Below are 22,568 nucleotides of genomic sequence, written 5' to 3'. Positions count from 1 at the left end.
GGATTGTGGGTGGCAGAAATTTATCGGTGGGCGGCATGGTTAATGGGTTAACACTTGGGATATGGACGACGTTTCGCGCAGACTATCCTTATTATACTTCTCTGGCACAAAACGATAATGGCCAGTTATTTTATAATCAAAAATCATATCATCAACTTCAGGGCCACGGCCAATATTATGGACAATCATAGGGTTACCTGATATTGGATTAATTTGATCTATGACTATCCCAATATGAGGTAAGTTACCTGGGAGCATCCATGTAACAATGTCTCCAACAGAGTAGTCTGTTTTATTATCACTAACGTTTAAATTTACACCATGTCTTTTAAAGAAGGTTTGTAAGTTAGGAACTCGGCGGTGATCTATGTTTTTGTCTGTTGAATTTAATCCCCATATCTTTTTCGAAGGATAAAGTGAAAAATTAGATTTCATATCTTCATGAACGAGTTTTTGTAGATCAGTACCTAATTTACGATAAACTCTAATTATAACGTCCGTGCAGACTCCTTTGTCTTTCGGTACATCTCCATTAGGGTATGGAATTGAAAAATAAGAACCGTCATAAGTCACATGATGAGTCGTTCTTTCAATTAAGCTTGAAACGATATCTTTATTAAATTCGGCGGCATTAACGGCTGAGCTTAAAAAGAAAAGAAGAAATGCAAATTTACTCATAACAATCCTTAGAATATACGCCCAATTGAGCGGAGAGAGATTGTTGGTTAAAATGTTTAACGCCAGCCAAAACCGTGTTTTTTCGACGCTTTGTTAAATTCTGTTTCACTACAACACCTATTTAGATGAATCTTTTACTATTTCAAGCCAATGTTCAAAAGAATCAGCAGGCCAATTGTTATCAATTTTTAGCCGGTCTATTGGCGAGGCTTCATATCTGTCGCCTCATGAACCCAAATTCGACATTTGTCCTCAAACTTCTTAAGGTAAGCTTCTTGAACACTATGTTGCTTCAAATGAAAATCCTATTCCTAACGCATTGCTAATGGGCTGCCGTAGCGCAGCGTAGGCAGTCCCGTGGAGGCCACGCTTTTTGTGGCCGGAACGAAATTGAGCAACTTGTTATGTGTAAATTTTTAACTGAACTTTACCGTTTATAACTTCTAAGTTACCAAACTCACCAACAACCTTAAAGCCTTGATTTGTTATAATTAACGAATCTATATTGCCATAATCAATTGAACCATTTATATCTATGCTTGGGTTAACGCTACTTTGTTCAGAAAGCCCTGAATATGAAGTAAAATCCGTAAATTGAATTTCACATTTACGGTAGCAAGTATATTCATCAGGTTTTGGATTTAGATAATGAGGTGAATCAGGCCAAATGCTAGCCTCAATTTTGAATGTGATTTCAGTTGCATTTGAACTCCAACCGAGAACAAACGAGTCATTGAAATCTATACCTTTGAAAATATCCATATACTCGACGATATCCGTTTACACATAACGTTTTAGTATTTATGTGTTGCGCTGTTTGCAAAGCATAAATCGCTTGTTGAACTTGGCCGATGCCACATCCATATTAATCGGTAACTATTAACATAACATGCTATCGGAATTTTCTTTTTTGCGGTAGTGATTTTTTGTACAATATTTCTGCTAATCGATTGTTCTAATTACACCTTTTAAGATGTATTTTTTAGTCATTCAGCCGATTTTTACCATTCATCACAGAATCTCATTATGATGCTTGGTTTAACATTTTCAGGGTTCCATGAATTGAGGTCGTTGAAGAAAATGACGTGAGTCCAGACATGGATGTCTGGCTAGCTTTCGCGGTACAGGATGTACCATCGGAAGCGATAGCATTTTCGAATAAGGCTGAAGCAGACACAAATGCAGGTCAAAGTTAAACTTGACCTCATGGCGACCTTTTCGCTGTTTGAAAATGTTGCGGGGCGGCTGGGTGATCCAAGAGGGAACAGCCGTTGGTTTCCTCTTGGTCTGGTGTGGGCGAAGCGCCACGACCTTAGTGGCCGCAGGCCATAAATACAAAAAATAGAGCTGGATCCCCGATAAAAGCACTCGAGGATGACGGCTTAGCGCTAAATTCCAGATCAACAACATTACCGGAACAACTGTGGGTTTGGCCTTTGCAAGGTGTCACTTTAGACCTGTAATTTTTATATGAAAACTTAACAATGGTATGGTTAACTTGAGCTTAACAATACCAACCACGTATTAAATTAACCCAAGGGAACCACATGAATATACTGCAACGTTATAACCTACTGTCCACCAGCATATTAATGTGTTGTTTCTTTTTTAGTGCGGGAGTATTTAGTTCGGGTGTGAATAGCTCGGAAGTGAATAGTGTCGATATGAACCGCGCAAGCAGCATGGCCAACATTGATACCAGCAAGCTTGGCGACATAAAAGCGATTAAATTTAATAACCAGCAAGTGATTACCGCAGGTTTACCCACAGAGCCGCAATTTGCACAACTTGCTCAAGCGGGTATCAAAACCGTGATTAATCTTATTCCTAATGACAATCCGCATGCATTACAAAATGAGCAGCAGATCGTCACGCAACTGGGCATGAACTATCACAATATTAGTGTGGACTGGCAAAACCCTACCCAAGAGAATCTACAGCAATTTTTTAGCCTGATGGAGCAAAATGGCGACGCACCCGTGCTAGTACATTGCGCGGCTAATTATCGTGCATCAGCCTTTTATTATTTATACCAAACCCGCCAAAAAAAAGCACCGACGATGGCCGAAGCACTCACCCCTTGGGGCGACTTACAACAAAGCTTTGCTGAATATCCTCAGTGGAAAAAACTGATTGAAGACGTACAAGCTCAATAAACAGATTAGTATATATATCGATAATATTGTGATGGTACGATAAAGTAATTTAAGGCTCGTCATGTACCTACAGTTTGTTTTAAGGAAAAAACAACTATGTTGAAATCGATTATCGCCTTTGTTTGTGTTTTATTTTTTACTTATTTTTGCTACTCATATTTTAATCAACAAGCTACTGAACCTATTATTCTGCCTGATATCGCACCGACAATGAATTCTGAACTGCAAACTTCATCAGATAATCACATACCGAATACAGATAAAGAGATAATCGCAGAAGTAACCAATAATATTGAATTCACAAAAAAATTAGTCGATGAGGATAATGAAGATTTCTTCAACCAATTTACCCATTTGAATAAAAGTCATTTTCAGAGTTCTGAACAGTTAACATCAGGCTTCATAAATAAAGATGGAGCTGTATCTCAAATTGCTTTAGAAGAAACATTCCGCGTGAATGACTTTGAAAACTTTATTGAACGTATTAATTCAATTGAAAAGTCTGAAGATGCAGCAATGCGGGAAAGCCTTTTATCCGAGAGTTTGTATAAATTAGAGGGAATTCACGTTTATTCGGAAAGTTACTCTTGCGCTGGAAAAATTTGTTTAGTGTCTTTTAACTTTGATGGTAATGACGAAAGTGCCAGTGAATTGTCTAAATTTATTGATAACTATTCCTTTACCAATATCATTGAAGGTGAAAATGGTTCTAAACAATTTAGAGCAGTTTACATTGAATCAGATGATCCATCTACACTCAGCCTAAGTTACTAATAGTCATAGATTAAGCCACCAGCAGTTCCTCTAGAACTTCACCCGACGACACCATTGGGCATGTCGGAGGCTATAAGTACAAAACATAAAAGAATAGAGCTGGATTGCGGCTCAAAAGCATTACCGGAATAACGGTGGTTTTGGCCCGTGCAGGGTGGAACCTTGCTATCTTAATTCAAACGGAGTTTGAAAAGTCAGGTGTAAGCGAAGCGCCACGACCTTAGTGGCCGTAGGCCATATCTAAAAAATAAAGAAAATCACCTACTGTTGAGTCTGAAAACCTTTCAAATCCATCTTATACAAGGGTGCTGGGATCATCTCTGAGGTGATAAAAACACTGTTACCATCTTGGCTGAAACCCACGGCTTCAGCTTGTTTTATCGCTGGCAGAGAAATCACTTGTGGTGGCGTAGAAAACAGCGTCAACCAATCACCTGGCTCAGTTTGAGTAAAATAGAACGCGTGAGTGTAGGTTAATACCACCGCCGATAAACCATCAGCTGATATATCCATGGCTGTGGGTTTCCCGGCAAAACCAATCCAGGTATAGATACTGGCGTAATCGAGCATGGCTGTTGGTAATGGCGCGATTTCGCCTAGCCTTTTGGCTTGTTTGTTAACAATTTGAACCGATGAATTGCTTGAAGCGCTTTGCCCTAAAACCGGAGCGATTAAAGGCAGCTCGAATAATATTGGCAGTTTATCGCGTTTGCTCAATAACAGTATTTTTTGCTTGGCGACATCAACGGCCACAGATTCACAATCGTGTGCACCATCTGGGTAGGTAAATGTCATGCTCCAAACGGGTTTAGCCGCCAGTGTTTTTTGTCCATTAAGCTGGCTTAAATCTGGCTCTTTGATCAGATGTAACTGATATTGCGATCGTTTAGCTTGGTTATCACCCACATCGGCGATCAATAAATACGACTCACCTTGATAAACGAACGAGGCGATGTCTTCCCAATCGGTATTCCTAACACCTGTAATGTTGACTGTGGCCAACTGATGGCCTTGGGTATCGATGGCAAAAATTCTTGCTGTGTCGCCACTGTCGTTATGTACCCACAATATATTGTCGTTGAGCCGCGATACTGCCAAACCACTGGCTTCGTCAATGGTCGGGGCGGTAATGCTACCCGCTTGGGTCATGCCTATCGGCATAGCACATGCACTGGTTGATAAAGCTAAGATTAAATACAAAAACACAGAAATACGATTAAACATAATGATGAGTTACTCGAGCAGCCGCAGGCAAAAGTTGGTGTATTCTAACAACAATATCCGAGATGGTTACTAAAAAGATAAAAAACGAATAACTCATATTCATCGAAATTTTAAAGATTACTGATTTGTTATAACCATGCTCGTTCAAATGCATTTGTCATATCAAATGGTTGATTAATACCTTTCACTAACTGCAGTTTACTTCGGTATCTCGCAAGTAATGAATCAAACTTTTTTTGCGCTCTCAATTCTGAAACAGAAAATATTAACAATTTTATTTTGTCTATTTCTTGACCGACAAAAGTATTTTGTTTTTTCTTATTTTCATATTCTAAGTCTAAAAGCACTTGGAGTAACTCTGTGTATTCATCTCCAACACAAAGTCTCATCGCTTTAAGATGCAAATAACCTAAAGCCTCCCCAGCTGAAATGGGTAACTGCTTCAGAATGTCTATACTGTTCTCAGATAATTGATTCATTTTTGACATACTTAAACATTTATCATGTTTGATTTCAAAGGCAGTAAATTTATCACCCAATAAATTCATACCAAAATCTAAGTACTCATCCGCTAAAACTTGTGAAGATGAGGTAGTTAAGATAAATAATAAAAACGATAATATCTTCATTTTACTTTGCAACCATAGTGGACTGATTTCCAAAACAATCTCTCCTTTGATGAGATTTCAGATCTTAACATTTGCATACCTGAAATTGTTTCAATTTGATTAAACACCGCCACCTTTATTATCGAATGAAATACATTCTCTATTGTCTAGCGCAAGCTCATAGTTGTCTTGATTTTTATAGCGATAATAATGTCACGACGGTTATTATCTAATTCCCCACGATACTCATATTTTTGATACTCGCTGACTTATCTGCACCTGAGATTTTGTCTCTTCGATTTAGCTTCATTTATAGAAAATTGTAAAAGCAAAAATATTGAAATAAATCCATAGGTGAGTAGTTTTAGTTTTTTACATGACCCATATGAATTGAGGACATCGAGAAAATTCCGTGAGTTTGGCATGTATGCTGCGCTAGCTTTCATTAGGCCAAGGGCGGCCCGTCGGAACCATGAGGTACTGTTGTATTAGACGACAATGGCAGGAGCTGACTACAGATACGCTTTAAAGCGGGATAGTTCCCCATCGAAAATATGCGCTTTTCAGCATTTTTAGTCTGGGGTGCAGAGGATTTTAAAAGGGATAAAAACGCTTTGCCCCTTTGATCTGGTGTAGCCTCAACGCCACGACTCACGTCAGCCGTTGAGGCCGCAGAGCACTCGGCCACTAATCTATTCACTGAGAATTTCATCGTCAATCTAGGTTTAAGATACCAGCTCAATAGCTTGTTTTGCGGTTGTATATAGTGTTTTTATCATCAAGCCTAAAACCCAGCGAATAAACTTCACACTCATTTCTTTAACCGTTTGTATTCTATTTCCAGCAAAAACTAGCATGTGACCTAATAAACCTCTTAACTCCTCAGCTATTTCATCAGTTGACTTAACAACGATACCATGCAGGCAGCGAGCTAATATGTCATAAAACTGCAAACCATGACTTAAAGAGGCTTGGGCGACAATTAATGCATACTGACCTGTTTTTTTCAAAAGAGTGATTAAAGCATCGGTAATGATTTGCTGCCAGCGTTGAGAGAATGATGCATTATGACGTTGATCATATTTTAGTACCGTATGCTTATGGTTAAGCGTTTTAAGAGCTCTATTCATCGCGCTATAGCTCTTATATGATGCAACGGTATTGACATAACCAGGTGTGGCTTTTTCCATAGAATGCGCACCAATCGAGAAAAAAGATCCACTGTTCATTGCTGTTTGGTACTCACCGACAGTATGACTAAAGGGCCATACCGGAACTGCTGGTACAGGGTCCGCACCATGCGTAACACGATAATGCTCGATATTAGTAGATGCTTGGTGAACAAATCTCTCAGTAACAACCCTTGGCGCACCAAAGGTATATAACTTGGTGTCAATCCCTTTCTCACTTGCCCAAAGCGCTGTTAATTGCGCAATAGCCCCACCCAAACTATGACCCACAACATGTAAACAATGAGGTTTATGCAGTGCTACATAATCATTAAATTCAGACTGCATACTGCTAAAAGCTTTTTCAAATCCTGAGTGTACTTCAAGACTTTTAGGCCCAACTGTTATAGCAATATTGCCATTAGTTAACCAGTCAGCAAATGACGTAAAAACAGTGCCACGAACACTAATAATATGATGCTGTTTAAATTGTGGCGAGATCCCTTGTGCCGTTAATGCAAAGCCAGTACTGCGATTCAATAGTTGGTTAACTAAGCCACCACTAACGCCTTGGATCTGACTATTAGTTATTTTAAAATTTTTAATAAAATCAAGATGAAAGTCACTCTGAAAACTTTTATTTTTCCTAGTATCATATACTCTTGAGGCTATACTAGCTGCTGTGCTAGGTGAAATTGTGTTACTCATAATTCGACTTCCTTGCCGGTAAAACGATCCGTTAGTTTATTAAAATCACCATCTTCAACAATATATTCCTTGTCACCATCATAAACTAATACGGGAGTATAATCCTCACCCCAGCGGCAGATGCTTGAAGCCATATGATCAAGATGTTCGTTATTGGTATTGTTAAATTGAAAACTCACACGCTTATCGGTCAATTCACAATTCATAAAAGATAGCTTTTTAGAAAACTCTGGCACTTCCTCAATACCAATATGGTTAGCAGACCATATTGCTAGCAGCTCATTATCGTAAACTACAGTAATCTGTTGTGACACTCTGTCTTCAGAGAAAAGTCTATTAGGAATAGATGAACGAATGCTTTTTTGAGGAAAATGGAAATAACCCTTACTATCGGTAATAGCCACATCAAGATGATCTTTTTCATCAATATACATTAATGAACGCGTCACCTCTAAATTAGCCACTGGATTACCATTTTTGGTAATAACACCATTAACTTCTGAGCTTAAAAAGACTTCCTTTTTTTTAAACCAACCAAACATATCAACTCCATGACTTAGAATAGGGTAAGCAAGCGCTAAAAAAACCAGTAATATGACACGACGGGGCCACTGTAAACGATTGTTCATTCGCTATCCCTGCTAAATAGTAATTTCGATTTTACTTAAAAATACTCACTGTTTATTTTACCCATTCGATTGCAAATTACTATTATCCAATAGAATGGGTTTTATCAATTAGTGACTCTTTTGGGCTGGGCGAGATTACGAACGTTTTACGAACAGACTCAGTATATTTTTCAAACTACATTTGCTCATAACTTTTTCTCTTTATGAATGATTGGAAGTGATTCTATATTTAAATCATTCATTGTGAGTAAAAAGCGCACACTCATGCTGTTGACCTGCTCTTTTGGATGTATATAAGCGCATTACCGGTATAAATTTCATAATATGCTTAAACAAAAAAGGCCACTTTCTTTGTTCCGAAGAAAGTGGCCGTGCACATTTTTAGCGATTGAAATGATGAGTAAAAACCGCTAAAAACAAGTACTCTTTTAAACGTGACTCTTGAACGTGACGATTACATATGGCTATTAAACGTATTAATACTCATAGCTAAACTGCAAGGTGAACTCTGTGCCAGGGTCTTTGGCGTACACTTGCAGATCTTGCTGTTCGTATTCAGTGGTTTCACCTAAGATATTTTTCGCTTTTACTTTTACGGTAACGCTATCTGTCGGGAAGAAACTATACGTAAAATCAAGACTATGGAATGGCTTTTCAAATACATCGTCTAAACCTCCACGGCCACCATAAGCAATACGTTCACCAAACACGTTATACACTAATGTGGCACTGTGATAACTGTCTGACGAGTCGTAACTTAACTGCAAGTTAGCCACCCATTGTGAATGTCCGGTCATGCGGCGCGTTTTATTGGTTGGGTCAATTTCGCCGTTAGCAGCAATATCTATTTCTGAGTCGCCAAGGGTTAAGTTTCCCGCAACAAAGAAGTCTTCCCAAATGCTGCCATCACTACCCAAAAATTCAAGCTCTTGTAAGAACTCGGTTTCAAGGCCGTACACATAGCCCGACTGCGCGTTATAAAACTTGAGCTGACGCCCAGCTTCTGAAATACGTTGAATAGGTTCAATCGGTGCGTCTACATCTTTATAGAATGCGCCCATGCTGAAATTATTGCCTGAATCAGAATAGTATTCCCAACGTAAATCTAAGTTAAGAATGTCTGAACTCTTTAACTCTGGGTTACCGAAGAAGTCAAAACCGGTAACGGGGTCTTGGAATCGAACCGGTGACACTTCACGTAGATCTGGTCGTACAATGGTTTTACTCGCGCCAAAACGCCATTGGGTGGTGTCGGTTTGCTTCCAGGTTAATGACAACGATGGGAACCAACCGTCTTCTGCTATCACGTAGTCAGATAACTGATAACGACCACCTTCATCTGATATTTCACCATTTGGGTCGATAGGCAAAGTGACGCGACGAAAATCTTCATAACGAATACCAGCATAGACGCGCCAAACATCGTCAAAGTCGATGTCCATGCTCACAAATGCAGCGTCGTTTTTCTCGGCGGCAATATAGTCTTCGGTGTCAGTTGATGCGTCTTTTAGCTCTAGCCCTAAGGTATTGTCGGTAATGTTTTTATCAGAGAAAATCTCATCAAAATCACCCGCTAAAATAGCGCCATTGGCATCAGTTGGGCTTAAATCGACATCAAAACCTAAGCGAGTTGCATAGCTTTCGCGAGTACGCTCAAAGTATTCATAGCCGGTAGTCAGTTTAACCACTGCACCGTCTAGATTAATGGGGTACATAAAGTCCCAACCATAGTTTTGGCTGTCATCTTCTAGGCGACTATAAACATACTTGGGTGCATCTTGAGTATTGAGGTTACGTGATAATAATTGATTGCTCTCATCTAAAATCACGTTGTAGGTATACGACACTTCATTCGGGGCATAACGCTCAGAACGTGCATCGGAGAACTTCCAATTAAATTCAGAGTCATTCAAATATTCAATAAAATGATGACCTTTAATTTGGTTACTGATAAGCGAACGTTCTTCGTAATCAATGGCGTAAACTTGCAGTGCATTTGGTTCGCCCAAGGTATCGATGGTTTCTTCAATCCCCATAGACACGTCATCGGAAGTGTCTTGCAGGTAAGTGCTGAAGGTTTCGATTTTATGGTTGTAGCCAATCTCTAAGCCTAAGTTAAGCATGCCAGACACTTGGACTATTGAATCAGTACCGACGATGTCTTTCTGGTTTTCAACTTGTACTTGGCTGCTATCACCATCAAGCTCAACTTCACGTTTAGTGTAGTTTTCAGCTTGCTTCTTGTAAGACACGGCTGACAATGCACCAAAGATAATGTCGTCGGTAATGTCCCAACGATCACCAATGGCGATATCGCCGCGCATTGCAGGGTCTGTACTTTGGCTGCGCACCGTCATATCGCGGTACATGTCTAGTGCCAATTCGCGGTTAACTTGTTGTGCTGCTGGGTAATTTATAGCGCCATTAGAATTACTCACGATATCAATCGGGCTAATTCCACCATATTGATTAATGGTGTTATTAATGTTGCTTGGCATGCTGCGAGTGCCATCGTCTTGGCCGGTCCAATCATCGCCACCCCCGTTGTAGGTGTAGCTGTCGTTTGAGTCATTGGTGTTATAACGGCCGCCAACTGACGCTTTAAAAAAGAAATCGGCCGGAATTGATTTAGTGCGAATATCAACATGCCCACCACCAAATGCGGCAGGTGAATTGGCTGAGGCAGACTTTTGCACCGATAGCGATTCAATGATCGATGCAGGGAACATATCTAAAGGCACTACGTTACGGGTTGGATCCGGTGACGGCACTGTCGCGCCATTCAGTGAGGTACTTGAATAACGCTCACCTAAGCCACGAACATAAATGAATTTGCCATCTTTTAAGGTTAAACCTGTCACACGACGAAGCGCTGCGGCGGCATCACCGTCACCGGTTCTTGAAATTTGTTCTGAGCCCATAATATCGGCTACAGCAATTTGTTCACGACGTTCTTCAGTTGCTTCTGATGCAGAGCTACGTAGACGCCCAGTAACTGAAATCACTTCTATCGGTTCAATTGGAATCACTTCACCAGGATCACGAACAGGCGCTGGTTCTTGCGAGTATACGGGGGTAGCTGTTAATAGTGTCGCCGCAGAAATCACAGAGATAATGGCAAGGCTTAACTTATTAACGGTAAAACTCGGCTTGGTTTTCATACTTAACTATCCTGTATGCGGTTCAGAGATAACCGCCCTTGCGGGCGGCTATTAATAGGTCACAGATTAATGTTATCGAGGTGATTACTGTGGAAAGTAAGCCCAACCTTGACGCCAGTCATTCTGGCCATCGAATGCACCAATAAAGTTGGTTGATTCGAAGAAGCTATCATCTGTGCTTAAGTCTTTACCTTTGCCAAGTAGCGTTGTATCTGTAGCTGCTGGCATACCGTCAGTGATAGTCACTGCAGCTGTTGAGTTACCTTCTTGGCCCATGAACCAGGTTTCAACATTCACAGCGTCTGCTGTTGCGGCATTATCAGAGCTGTACTTAAAGGGCTCGTTACAGTCGATAATTGAATGAGACATAGTCAAAGTGCTGTTGTTTACGTTGTCGACTAAACCAGCGTAAGAGCCATCTAACTCTAAACATTCGCCAGACTCAGTTTCAGCAGTAGTGCCTTTACGACCTTGTACTAGCACGTTGTATAACTCACCTGCAGTAGCAACACGTAACAAGATACCTTCACCTTTATCGCCACTTGCGTTAGTAATATCTGTACCCGGTAAAATAGTGAAGTTAGCTAATTTAGGCGCTGACACTGGAGTATCCGTAGCACCTTTATGGCTATCACCTTCGATACCACGGTTAGCATTACCGTCTTCGTGAGTGATATACACAAACTGTGCTTTACCTGTCCAACCGTTAGTCCAATCTAAGCTGTCATCGAAGTTGGCTGTTAAGTAAACATATTTCAAGTTAACTGCACCACCCCAAAACTCAACACCGTCGTCGCCGTTAGCGTGAATTTGAATATGGTCTACTTGAGTTCCGCTGCCCACTGCTGCAAATGAGATACCGTTCATTTCTTGAGTATCATTCACTTTAAAGCCAGCATACTTAATCACTACGTAGCTGATTTGACCGCTGTTATCAGCATTGTTGTTACCACCGTACGGGAAGTCACCGACTTCAAACGACGCTGAACAAGCATTATGATCAGGACATGTGTTGGTTAAACCATTACCTAAAATAACCAAACCACCCCATTGGCCACGTTCGCCACTTGCACCCGCAATAACATCTTCTTCAGAGGTCATTTCAATTGGGTGAGTTGCACTACCTTGAGCCATAATTTTTGAGCCACGACTCACTGCGATAAAACTGTTAGATGTCGCGAATAGCTTAGTACCCGCTTGAATGGCTAATGTTGCAGGTGTTGTGTTATCACCACCTACTACTACTGCACCGCCATCAATTTTGTACATTACGTTTTGGCCAGCGAGAAGCGTCGTGTTGCTTAAGACATTGCCTTCAAGGGTACAAATTAACGTGATTGATGCATCTTTATATAACCCTGTTGCCGCTGCTGAAGCTGTTGTGCCTACAGGACAAGAAGTTAATACAGGTAATTCAGTTGCCGTTGGCGTCACATCGTCATGAATAGCTGTAGTCCAGCCTTTAGTCCAGTCGTTAGTGCCATCAAATGCACCAATATAGTTGGCATTAACCAAACGCGCATCAAGGTTAGCCAAATCAGCCTTACCAGCCGTTAATGCAACAGATGATGAATTAGGCATGTAATCAGTTAAATCAGAAGCGGCAACTAAGTTACCGTCTTGACCGTTGTACCAAGCTTCTACATCTAGCGCTAAAGCACGGCCTTCTGCAGCATCTGCCTTGGCATTTTTGAACGGTTCAACACAGTCAATTAAGCTGTTTTGCATCGTCAATTCAGCGGTGTTGGCGTTGTTAACGGTATTGTCGTCGTTAACCTCTAAACATTCGCCAGAATCAACGTCACCTTTAACAAGAATGTTATAGGTATTCACGCCAGTGCCTTTACGGAATAAAATACCTTCCGCATCGTCACCACCACTGTTGGTGCCATTAGCAACCTGAATAGTAAAGTTGGCTAACACTGGTTTTGACATAGGTACAGCACTTGCGTCACTGTTACTGTCAGCTTCAATACCACGGTTAGAAGCATTGTCCGCTTGACGAATATAAACGTGCTGCGCGCTACCTTGCCAACCGTTTGTCCAATCTAACGAGTCATCAAAGTTTTCTGTCAGTACGATATTTGTTACTGAAACATTACCGCCCCAGAATTCAAAACCATCATCGTTATTCATGTGAACTTGTACGTGGTCAATTTCAGTACCCGCACCCACACCGGCAAAACTAATACCGTTCATTTCTTGGGTGTCATTGATTTTGAAACCACCAAACTCAACGCGTACATACTTGATTGAACCTGAATTGTCTTCGGTATCATTACCACCGTAGCTGTGGTTACCCACTTCAAAAGACGCTGAACAATTGGTTAAATCTGGGCAGGTGTTTACTGGCGCATTACCCAATAACACTAAACCACCCCACTGACCCGCTTTACCTTCTTGGCCTAAAGCCGTTTCAACAGACGTAAATACGATTGGTGCTGTTGCCGTACCGTCAGCCATGATTTTTGAACCGCGGCTAACCACTAAATAAGAATCACTGCCACCTAAGATTTTGGTGCCAGGTAATATTGATAACTCAACCGCGTTAGCATTATCGCCACCGGCAATCACTGCGCCATCAAGCTGCCATACAACGTCATTACCTAACACTATTTTGTCGCCATCTTGGCCACCAGTGGTAATCGTTGATGCTGCATTAGAAGGAGCTAACGTACCTTTTAATACCCAAACTTCTTTACCATCAACGGCTGTCATTGTGGTGCTTTTAGTTGCAAAGCCACTGTATGATTTTTCTTGAACTGTCTGAGTTGGTGTAGTTGGAGTTGTTGGCGTAGTAGGTGTAACAGTATCGCTACCCGCATTGATATTAATATCACCACCACAACCAGCGAGCCCTAATGTTGCAGCAAGGGCTGTAGAAAGTGCAGTAAGTTTAAAAATGTTTTTCAGTTCCATTGTCATCTCCGAAGACGGATTTAAGCGTGTGAGTTAGTTGGCTGGATGACAAGCTAACCTGCAAAAATGACAAAAAGACTGCGTAAACATGACAGTCACATTTCATTAACATGACAGAAATATGCAAATCCAATGGCTATGCACCTTAGGAGGAGATTTGAATGGCATAAATTTTTAACAAAAAAAGCGAAAATATAACGTTTTAGACCTAATCAACTTAATAATAGCTAACATAAATGGTCCACAAACCAAAAATGATGGCACAAAATCCCGCGGGTCTAAATGCTTTGACACAATATGAAGCAGACCATAAAGCAAACTGTTTGTGATGTTTTTCGGTCATGAAAACAAGAACAATTGCAATAATAAACAATAAATTACCTATCACTTCGAACACTAATGGTGATGAAGTGTTATGCGCATCGAGCAGTAAGACCGCCCCAATAACTAACCGAGATATAATTTCAATGTAATGGAAATAGCGTTGATGGCTAAAACGAACAATTTGGTCTGCAAAATGCGCTGGAGCCAGCATCATGAACAGGCCAAAACTGAATGTGATTACGCCCCACAAGCTAATGAATATGGCCATGTTAACTCCGAGTGATACTGCTAACGCTAATATTAACACCTCACTAATGAGGTAATTTGTTAACTAAAAATGTCGCATCCACTATCAACAAGATGATTAAGCAAGATGTGTTAACAAAAAAGGTTAATGTGAGTGGCTATTTATTACACTTATATAGTCTAATAAACACACGGCAATGACATTAATCAAATTGATTATAAGAATATAAAAAAATATTAATAAATGCTCATAAAGTAAGTTTAGGCGATTTTAATGCTAAAATAGCCATTTGATACAATCTTCATCACACAAGGAGTGCCCATATGCCATCAGATATTATTATTTTAGGGATCTCCATACTTATTGCTATTGGCATTTTACTCCATCACCCTTCTAAAACATTAGGCTTACCGTCGTTATTAATCTTTATGGGTGTCGGCTTGGCATTTGGCAATGGTGAATTTGGTTTTGTATACGACGACCTGCAACTGACTTCAGTTATCGGCACCTTAGCATTAAACACCATAGTATTTGTAGGTGGCCTAAATACGCCAATGAAACACATTAAGTTTTCTTGGAAAGAAGGTGGCATGTTATCCACTGCTGGGGTGATATTCACTACCATTATTTTTGGCTTTATCCTTAATGCGTTACTCGACTTTAACCTTATTACTTGCATGTTGTTCGCCGCGGTAGTGTCGTCTACTGATGCTGCAGCCGTATTCTCTATTTTAGAGTCAAAAAAACTTAAATTAAAACACGGTACGGGCACCATTTTAGAATTCGAATCAGCTACCAATGACCCTGTAGCCTTGTTAATGGTGGTGATGTTAACCGACTTTATTATCAATAGTGCCAACGGCGCACCCACAGCACTTTCAGTGATATCGAGTCTCGGCCAGCAAATTGGTGTTGGGGCTGTCGTTGGGTTAATAATGGGTAAATTAGCCGTTTGGGCACTTAATAACATTAAACTGCCTGAATTCGGACTTATTCCTGTTTTTATTTTGGCCAGTTTTGCCATTACAGTATCAAGTACCGAAATCTTAGGTGGTAACGAACTTATTGCGGTTTATATTGCTGGGGTGATCATCGGCAACTATTTAAAGAAGGGCGCTGAAGTCAGTAAGCATTTCTTTAATGGTATATCGTGGTTAGCGCAGTCATTAATGTTCATCATTTTAGGCTTACAGATATTCCCGCAGCAATTAATGCCGGTGTTCATGGCATCATTGCTCCCGGCCATATTACTTATTGTCGTCGCGCGCCCATTGGCTGTACAGCTGTGCTACTTGCCATTTAAACAAGCTAATTGGCGCAAACGTTTGTTTGTTTCTATGATCGGATTAAAAGGTGCTACGCCAATTGTCTTTGCGCTTATTCCCGCTGCGGCTGGAGTAGAGGGGTCCCGTGAAATGATCCACATGGTGTTTTTCATTGTACTGATTTCGGTCATTGTTCAAGGCGCCGCAATTGAACCGCTAGCCAATAAACTAGGCCTAAAACTGCAGCCCAAAAATCCTGATCTATAAAAATGATTCAATGCCCCATAACAATGAGGCATTGAATCATTTTCAGTATCTTTGATATAGGTTATTTTACAGTGATTCTCTCAACTGATTTATCAGGTTGATGGATCACATAGTCTAACTGTACTTGTAGGTCTTTAAACCCAGTTGCAGAGGGTTGATACTTCCATTGTTCAAGCGCCGCAACCGCCGATGCATCAAACACTTGTTTCGGCGACGACTTGGTCACTCTAACATTGTTCACACTGCCATTTGGACTGATATCAAATGACATTTGCACATAGCCATTAAGCCCTTCTTTAGCGGCATCAATTGGATAGCTAGGCTCAATTCTTATCACAGGCATTGCCATAGAGTCGGTTTTGTTTTCAACGCTGAGATTATTGCCTGCAAATACCTGCGGATTAAACATAAAGGCACTAACACCAATAGCCAATGTCATTCCAATTAATGCTAAGGTGCTTTTTCCATGTTGCTTTTTCATCTGTAAGATCCTCTCTTTTAAGATGGTTTTATCCCCATAATGGGTGTGTAACATGCTCAAAGGTGCATGTTGTGAATAGGCCAATAGTGTTCTGCTATAGGCAATTTTAGCTTGGGCTTTCATATCGGCAGTGACTTGTGCATCACATGACAATTCTTGATCTTGTCTAAATCGGCGGTAACTCAACCACATCAACGGATTGAACCAAAACAATACGGTTAATCCATAAACCAGGGCATTTGCCCATAAATCACCACGTTGATAGTGATAAACCTCATGCTGAATAATGGCTTGCTGCTGGCTTTCATCGAGTAACATAAAACTATTAGGGACTAAAATGCTGGGGGTAATAAACCCTGCGAGCATAGGTGATTCAATATCTGGATGGACTAATACGTTAAGCTTTACAGAAGGAATATCTAGCTGACGTCCATGCTGGATTAACCGTTGTAGATAGCCATATTCCATCACGATATTAGCGACTAATAACGTGATAACGATACCGTAGAGATAAGGCAGGTATAACAGGTCAAGTAAGCCTGCCGACAACGCAGCGGTATCGCTAGCAAACACATAATACTGCTGGATGATTGAGGCTGCGTTATTGCTACCAAACCAGTTAACGCGGTGAGGCAATATCATTTGCAGTAAATCTGCAATGATTAATAGTGGCACGGATATCCACATAAAATAGGTATAGTGCGCCCCAAATCTAGACAATATAAACCGGTGCAATACCAGTAATACTAAACACACCACGCTCAATGAGATGGTTTGTTCCATAAACCAATTAATCATCACTTTTGTTCCTTTTGCCAATCATCAAGTAAGGTTTGCAGTTCGGCGACATCTTCTGCCGACAGCTTGTTCTTTTGCGCAAAACCGGCAACCAATGGGGTTAACTTGCCAGCAAACATGCGGTCCACAAAAGAAAGCGATTCTTTAACGGTATAGTCCTGCTCAGCAATTAATGGTGAGTAATGGTAAACCCGACCTTGTTTTTCAAAACTGACGGCTTGTTTTTTGACTAAACGATTAAGCAAGGTTTTAACCGTTTTTTCATGCATGTCATGGCTTTGTTCTAATGCATCAACCACTTCACTCGAGGTCAATGGCGACTGCTGCCAAAGCTGCTGCAACACGACTAATTCACTATTGCTGATTTCTTTCATGCGATATCGCTCATTTGTTGTTAGTACTTGTTAGGCTGAAAATGGATTACATGTGTAATCCATTTGTTTAAATTACAACTGTAATCATAAATAAGCAAGGTTTATTTTCGAGCAATTTACGAATAAAAATGAAAAAGCCTAATCAGATAATTAGGCTTAAAATTAAAATGTTATTTAGCTAATTGGCTTTATCTCGATGATAACTTATCTCGATACAACCACTGATAAACCGTCGGCAACACCAGTAAAGTCAAAGCCGTTGAGCTAAACAAGCCGCCAATGATCACCACCGCTAATGGCTGTTGAATTTCACTGCCCACACCAGATGATAACAAGATAGGGATCAGCCCCAATGCTGAGGTGAGTGCCGTCATTAACACCGGACGTAACCGCCCTACCGTGCCTTGATAAACACTGTCGTACAGACTTTCATCTGCTGATTGTCTGCGCTGGTTAATCGAGTCCACCAGCACCACACCATTCAACACCGCAACACCAAACAAGGTGATAAAGCCGATTGAACTGGGCACCGACAAATAGGTGCCAGTGGCATATAAAGCCACTACGCCGCCGATTAATGCCAATGGCACGTTAGCCATAATCAATGCCACTTGTTTAAGTGACCCAAACGAGAAATACAGCAATAAGCCAATAAGTGCGATAGAAATGGGCACCACCAACATTAGCTTTTGTTGCGCCCGTTGCTGGTTTTCATATTGGCCGCCCACCACAACAGTATAGCCCGCAGGTAACTCCGCTTGCGGCACAATGGCATAAATATCGTTGACTACCGAGCCCATGTCACGCCCCGATACGTTGGCTTGCACCACAACTCGGCGCTGTACATCGTCACGACGAATATTCGGCGGCGCCATTTCAATCACCACATCAGCGAGATCGCCCAAGCGTACAATCGCGCCATTAGCACCACTGAGTAGCAAGTCTTCAATCGCATCTGGCGCATTACGATATTGCGCCGCTAATCGCAGATTAATGTCATAACGGGCGTTACCATCAATCACTTGGCCTGCACTGGCACCACCAATACCTTGAGTGACTAAACTCATGACTTCATCGACGCTTATACCATAGCGAGCAAGGACTTCACGTTTAGGTCGAACCACTAACTGAGCTTCACCGCTGACTTGTTCTAGCGACACATCAACCGCCCCAGGAATGGCAGCGACTAAATCGGTTAACACCTGACCTTTTTCCGACAAGATGCTCAAATCGGGGCCAAATATCTTAATCGCTAACTGCGCTTTAACGCCCGATAACAACTCATCGACTCGAGTCGCTATCGGTTGTGAGAAGGTTAGCAATAGTCCTGGGAACATCGCTAGCCGTTGCTCCATTAAACGCTGTAGCTCAAAGCGATTGCTTGCCGATGTCCATTGCTCTATCGGTTTAAGACCAATATATATTTCAATATTACTCACAGGCTCAGGGTCGCCGCCAAGTTCGGGTGCCCCGATTCGACTTAACGCATATTCCACCTCAGGAAACTCAAGCAGCATGGCTTCAATTTTAGGCGCAACGTTGACCGAAGTGGCCAAACTGGCTGTAGGCGCCAGTGTCACCCGTAAGTTGATGGTGCCCTCTTCTAATTCAGGCACAAATTCAGTGCCTAGCTTTGGCAATAACAGCATACTTGCAGCAAACAAAACAACTGCCGCTAACATCACCGATTTAGGGCTTGATAACACTAGCGTGAGTACTCGTCGATAGACTGCGTCAATGGGGGCCAACACTTTGCTTTGACGCACCACAATACCGCGTTTAAATAGAAATACCGCCAATGCAGGCACTGCAAATAACGCCACAACTAATGCTGCCATCATGGCGAGAATAATGCTCACGGCCATAGGTTGAAATAATTTACCCTCTACACCTTCTAGGGCAAATAACGGCATAAATACTACGATGATAATCGCTGTTGCAAAGAAGATAGGACTGCACACTTCTTTTGCCGCCAGCATGATCCTAATCGCCATACTTTGGGTTTGTGCATCAGATTCGCTATCAACATCACTATCAACATCACTATCAACATCACTATCAAAATGAACATCAGCAGATTGGTTGACGCCAGTTTCGCCGCTAACATGTTTAAAGATGTTTTCGACCATCACCACTGAACCATCAACTAGCATACCGATCGCAACAGCAAGGCCACCTAAAGACATTAAGTTAGCTGACATGCCGTAGTAAGACATGATCAGTAGTGCGATCCCGATCGACACTGGGATCGACAATAATACCAACAATGTCGCCCGTATATTGACCAGAAATAACGCCAAAATAATCACGATAAATCCAAAGGCCATCAATAGCGCTTCAACCACAGTCGTGACCGCTTTATCGACTAAATCCGCTTGGTCGTAAAACACCTCAAATGACACTCCTTTTGGCAAGGATTGCTCAATTAAACTAATACGTGAATTGATGTCATCAATGGTGGCTTTGGTATTGGCGCCCATGCGTTTAAGCACAACGCCAGCAACCACTTCACCCAGCGCTTGTACATCGGACGACGAGCCATTAGCCGCTGCTTGCCTGCGCAACATGGTCACTGCACCGACTCTTATTTCGCTACCAAAAGCCACATTAGCAATGTCGGCCACTCGTATTGGCGTGCCATTGATTTCGGTTAACGGAATGTCGGCAATGGCCTGTAAACCTGCGTCGCCAGCGGGCAACAAACCATAACCACGAACCACTAATTGCTCCTGGCCTTGGTCCATAAACCAACCACCAGCATTACGGTTATTACTTTCCAATGCTTGGCTAACTTGGGTCAGCGACAAGCCATAACTGCGCAGTTTATTAGGATCAACTTGCACTTGGTATTGCAACACCTCGCCGCCAAATGAAAGCACTTCAGTCACGCCACTCACCGGCATTAATATCAACTTCACTAAATAGTCATTTAAGCTCCGCAGCTCAGATGCGCTGATATTGGTTTCGGGTTCAGCCCGTAAAATGTATTGATAAATTTGCCCTAAACCAGAGGTATTCGGGCCAATTTCAGGGTTACCGACACCCGCAGGAATCGACTCTTTTGCAGCTTGCAGTTGTTCAAACACTTGCTGACGTGCAAAATAAATATCGGTACCTTCGGCAAACACCACTGTCACTAACGATAAACCAGTACGTGATAATGAACGCACCTCGGTCACCGCCGGTAATGCATACATTGCCGATTCGACAGGATAGCTGATCAGCTTCTCGACCTCTTCTGCCGCCAAACCTTCCGCTTCAGTATTAATGGTCACCTGCACATTAGTGACATCCGGAAACGCATCTAAATTTAGTTTTGGTAACATGAATACCGATGCCACCACAGTGGCCAGTAATCCAAGTAACACCAATAACCGCTTTTCAACGGCAATCTCAATTAATTTATATAACATAATGATGCCTTAGCGCTTAGTGGTTATGAATATCAAAGCCAGATTTGGCTTGCTCAGATGCTAAGAAAAACGCACCAGATACAACAACGCGAGTTTGTGGGGATAAACCACGAATAAAACTCAGTCCGCGTTGACGCTCCACCACAGAAACTTCTACTGCACTAAATCCACCATCTTGTTCTATGAACACCTGCCAGTCACCGTCACCACTGCGTGTTAACGCCGCATCTGGCACAATAAATCCAAGCGGCTCTGCCCCCTGATTTGCTGCGAGGTATAATTCGGCAAACTCGCCTGCATGTAAGTCATGGCCGGGGTTTGCCATACGCACTAATACTTGCTCAGTGCGGGTTTGCGCGTTAATTTCATGCGAACGCCCGATAATGACGCCATCACGAGTACGGCTTCCTACTCGCACCAAAACATCGCTGCCCATGTTGACTTGATCTGCCTGTAATGGCGTCAGTTCTGCTTCTACCCACAAATACGATTCATCGGTCAGTTGCATTAAAGGTGTGCCCGCAGTTAGCACTTGTCCTACTGTGGCAACATCTTGCTGAACGCGGCCATTTATAGGCGCTAACAGCTGAAACTGACCAATTGAACTTGGCGATGTTGCTAGCTCGGCTATCTGTTTTGTGGACATCATTACCGACTGTAAAATGGCACGTTTAAGCTCTGCATTGACCTCGGTTTGCATCCGCTGACTAGCACTAATCGTTCCTTTGCTCATGCGCTTTATGCGATCCCACTCCGTTGCTGCATTAACGTAGTCAGCTTGCGCCGCAGCAATATCTGCCCCGCCGATAGTCAATAATGGTTGGCCTTTTTGCACCTGTTGTCCTGGCACCACATGGCGCTTAAGCACCTGCATATCTAATTGCGGCGCTATGGTGATAGTTTTGTCTTTATCAACAACCAGCTGAGCGGTGGCAACGGCCTGTAAATTAAACGCAGTCGCACTTAACTGTGCCACTTCCACTCCCGCGAGTTGGCGCTGCTCAGCACTTAAGGTTAACAACGACTCTTGATGAGCCGCCTCTGCTGGCTGACTGCTGGCTTGCACTGGCGAACTAGACAGTGCAAATAATGATAACAATAGCGCTGCACTGAACAATAATGCTCGCGAAACGCTGGAGTTCATGCGGTAAGATTTTCGAATGCTTGGCAGAGAGATGGAGTGAGTGCCTGGCAGAATATTTAACTGAGCACGATTCACAAAACGATTCACAAAATGATTCACTAAATGACTCAACATAGCGTTGGCATTCAACGCTGCCAATAAAGGTAGTACTTGGACTGATTTGATTTTCATGGTTAATCCTAAAAACAATCTAGACCGTCGACAATGAATATCAACGGAAATAGGCTTA

Annotated in this window: 16 protein-coding genes; 3 read left to right on the top strand and 13 right to left on the bottom strand. The window is 41.9% G+C overall.

Translation table 11 applies throughout. The features are described 5' to 3' along the window. Positions 1-39: 39 nt before the first annotated feature. Together CXF88_RS01930 and CXF88_RS01925 are read right to left on the bottom strand one after the other, a co-directional pair. Positions 40-678 (bottom strand): DUF1287 domain-containing protein, encoded by a 639-nt coding sequence (locus CXF88_RS01930; RefSeq protein ID WP_101085097.1) that lies wholly within the window; start codon positions 676-678, stop codon positions 40-42. 402 nt (positions 679-1,080) lie between these two features. Further along, a complete protein-coding gene (locus tag CXF88_RS01925; protein ID WP_101085096.1) occupies positions 1,081-1,440 on the bottom strand; it encodes a hypothetical protein in 360 nt (119 codons plus the stop codon). A 785-nt stretch (positions 1,441-2,225) separates the two neighbouring features. Here CXF88_RS01925 and CXF88_RS01915 point away from each other — a divergent pair. Both CXF88_RS01915 and CXF88_RS01910 read left to right on the top strand, forming a co-directional pair. Next, positions 2,226-2,834 (top strand): protein tyrosine phosphatase family protein, encoded by a 609-nt coding sequence (locus CXF88_RS01915; RefSeq protein WP_101085095.1) that lies wholly within the window; start codon positions 2,226-2,228, stop codon positions 2,832-2,834. Positions 2,835-2,930: 96 nt separating this feature from the next. Continuing rightward, the gene (locus CXF88_RS01910) at positions 2,931-3,608 is read left to right on the top strand and encodes a hypothetical protein (protein ID WP_101085094.1); all 678 of its coding nucleotides are present in this window, start codon (positions 2,931-2,933) and stop codon (positions 3,606-3,608) included. Positions 3,609-3,869: 261 nt separating this feature from the next. Here the strand turns inward: CXF88_RS01910 and CXF88_RS01905 are convergent, their stop codons facing one another. From CXF88_RS01905 to CXF88_RS01875, 7 genes are all read right to left on the bottom strand, one after another. Next, a complete protein-coding gene (locus CXF88_RS01905) occupies positions 3,870-4,832 on the bottom strand; it encodes a hypothetical protein (protein ID WP_101085093.1) in 963 nt (320 codons plus the stop codon). Between the two features lie 128 nt (positions 4,833-4,960). Next, on the bottom strand, positions 4,961-5,494 hold the full coding sequence (locus CXF88_RS01900; protein ID WP_101085092.1) for a hypothetical protein: 534 nt from the start codon (positions 5,492-5,494) through the stop codon (positions 4,961-4,963). A gap of 671 nt (positions 5,495-6,165) precedes the next feature. Then, positions 6,166-7,317: a lipase family protein gene (locus CXF88_RS01895; protein ID WP_101085091.1), complete on the bottom strand. Its 1,152-nt coding sequence runs from the start codon at positions 7,315-7,317 to the stop codon at positions 6,166-6,168. Next, positions 7,314-7,946: a DUF6795 domain-containing protein gene (locus CXF88_RS01890; protein ID WP_101085090.1), complete on the bottom strand. Its 633-nt coding sequence runs from the start codon at positions 7,944-7,946 to the stop codon at positions 7,314-7,316. Before CXF88_RS01890 ends, CXF88_RS01895 begins: the two co-directional genes overlap by 4 nt. A gap of 476 nt (positions 7,947-8,422) precedes the next feature. Next, positions 8,423-11,107: a TonB-dependent receptor gene (locus CXF88_RS01885; RefSeq protein ID WP_101085089.1), complete on the bottom strand. Its 2,685-nt coding sequence runs from the start codon at positions 11,105-11,107 to the stop codon at positions 8,423-8,425. 84 nt (positions 11,108-11,191) lie between these two features. Continuing rightward, positions 11,192-14,026: a hypothetical protein gene (locus CXF88_RS01880; protein ID WP_101085088.1), complete on the bottom strand. Its 2,835-nt coding sequence runs from the start codon at positions 14,024-14,026 to the stop codon at positions 11,192-11,194. 217 nt (positions 14,027-14,243) lie between these two features. Beyond that, on the bottom strand, positions 14,244-14,618 hold the full coding sequence (locus tag CXF88_RS01875) for a hypothetical protein (protein ID WP_101085087.1): 375 nt from the start codon (positions 14,616-14,618) through the stop codon (positions 14,244-14,246). 302 nt (positions 14,619-14,920) lie between these two features. Here CXF88_RS01875 and CXF88_RS01870 point away from each other — a divergent pair, with 302 nt between their 5' ends. Continuing rightward, entirely contained in the window at positions 14,921-16,129 is a 1,209-nt protein-coding gene (locus CXF88_RS01870) for a potassium/proton antiporter (protein WP_101085086.1), read from the top strand. A 61-nt stretch (positions 16,130-16,190) separates the two neighbouring features. Here CXF88_RS01870 and CXF88_RS01865 read toward each other — a convergent pair whose 3' ends face one another. The 4 genes from CXF88_RS01865 to CXF88_RS01850 all read right to left on the bottom strand — a co-directional run bounded on the left by CXF88_RS01865 (position 16,191) and on the right by CXF88_RS01850 (position 22,510). Beyond that, positions 16,191-17,408, bottom strand: a complete 1,218-nt coding sequence (locus tag CXF88_RS01865) for a M56 family metallopeptidase (protein ID WP_101085085.1) — start codon at positions 17,406-17,408, stop codon at positions 16,191-16,193. Beyond that, a complete protein-coding gene (locus tag CXF88_RS01860; protein ID WP_101085084.1) occupies positions 17,408-17,782 on the bottom strand; it encodes a BlaI/MecI/CopY family transcriptional regulator in 375 nt (124 codons plus the stop codon). Before CXF88_RS01860 ends, CXF88_RS01865 begins: the two co-directional genes overlap by 1 nt. Positions 17,783-17,970: 188 nt before the next feature. Further along, the gene (locus CXF88_RS01855) at positions 17,971-21,195 is read right to left on the bottom strand and encodes a CusA/CzcA family heavy metal efflux RND transporter (protein ID WP_101085083.1); all 3,225 of its coding nucleotides are present in this window, start codon (positions 21,193-21,195) and stop codon (positions 17,971-17,973) included. Positions 21,196-21,211: 16 nt separating this feature from the next. Further along, complete coding sequence (locus CXF88_RS01850) at positions 21,212-22,510, bottom strand: efflux RND transporter periplasmic adaptor subunit (protein WP_242445079.1); 1,299 nt, start codon at positions 22,508-22,510, stop codon at positions 21,212-21,214. Positions 22,511-22,568 lie beyond the last annotated feature (58 nt).

The sequence above is a fragment of the Shewanella sp. ALD9 genome (genome assembly GCF_002836315.1).
Taxonomy (GTDB): domain Bacteria; phylum Pseudomonadota; class Gammaproteobacteria; order Enterobacterales; family Shewanellaceae; genus Shewanella.
Note: the sequence above shows the minus strand (reverse complement) of the source record. Positions and strands in the feature narration are given on the sequence as shown.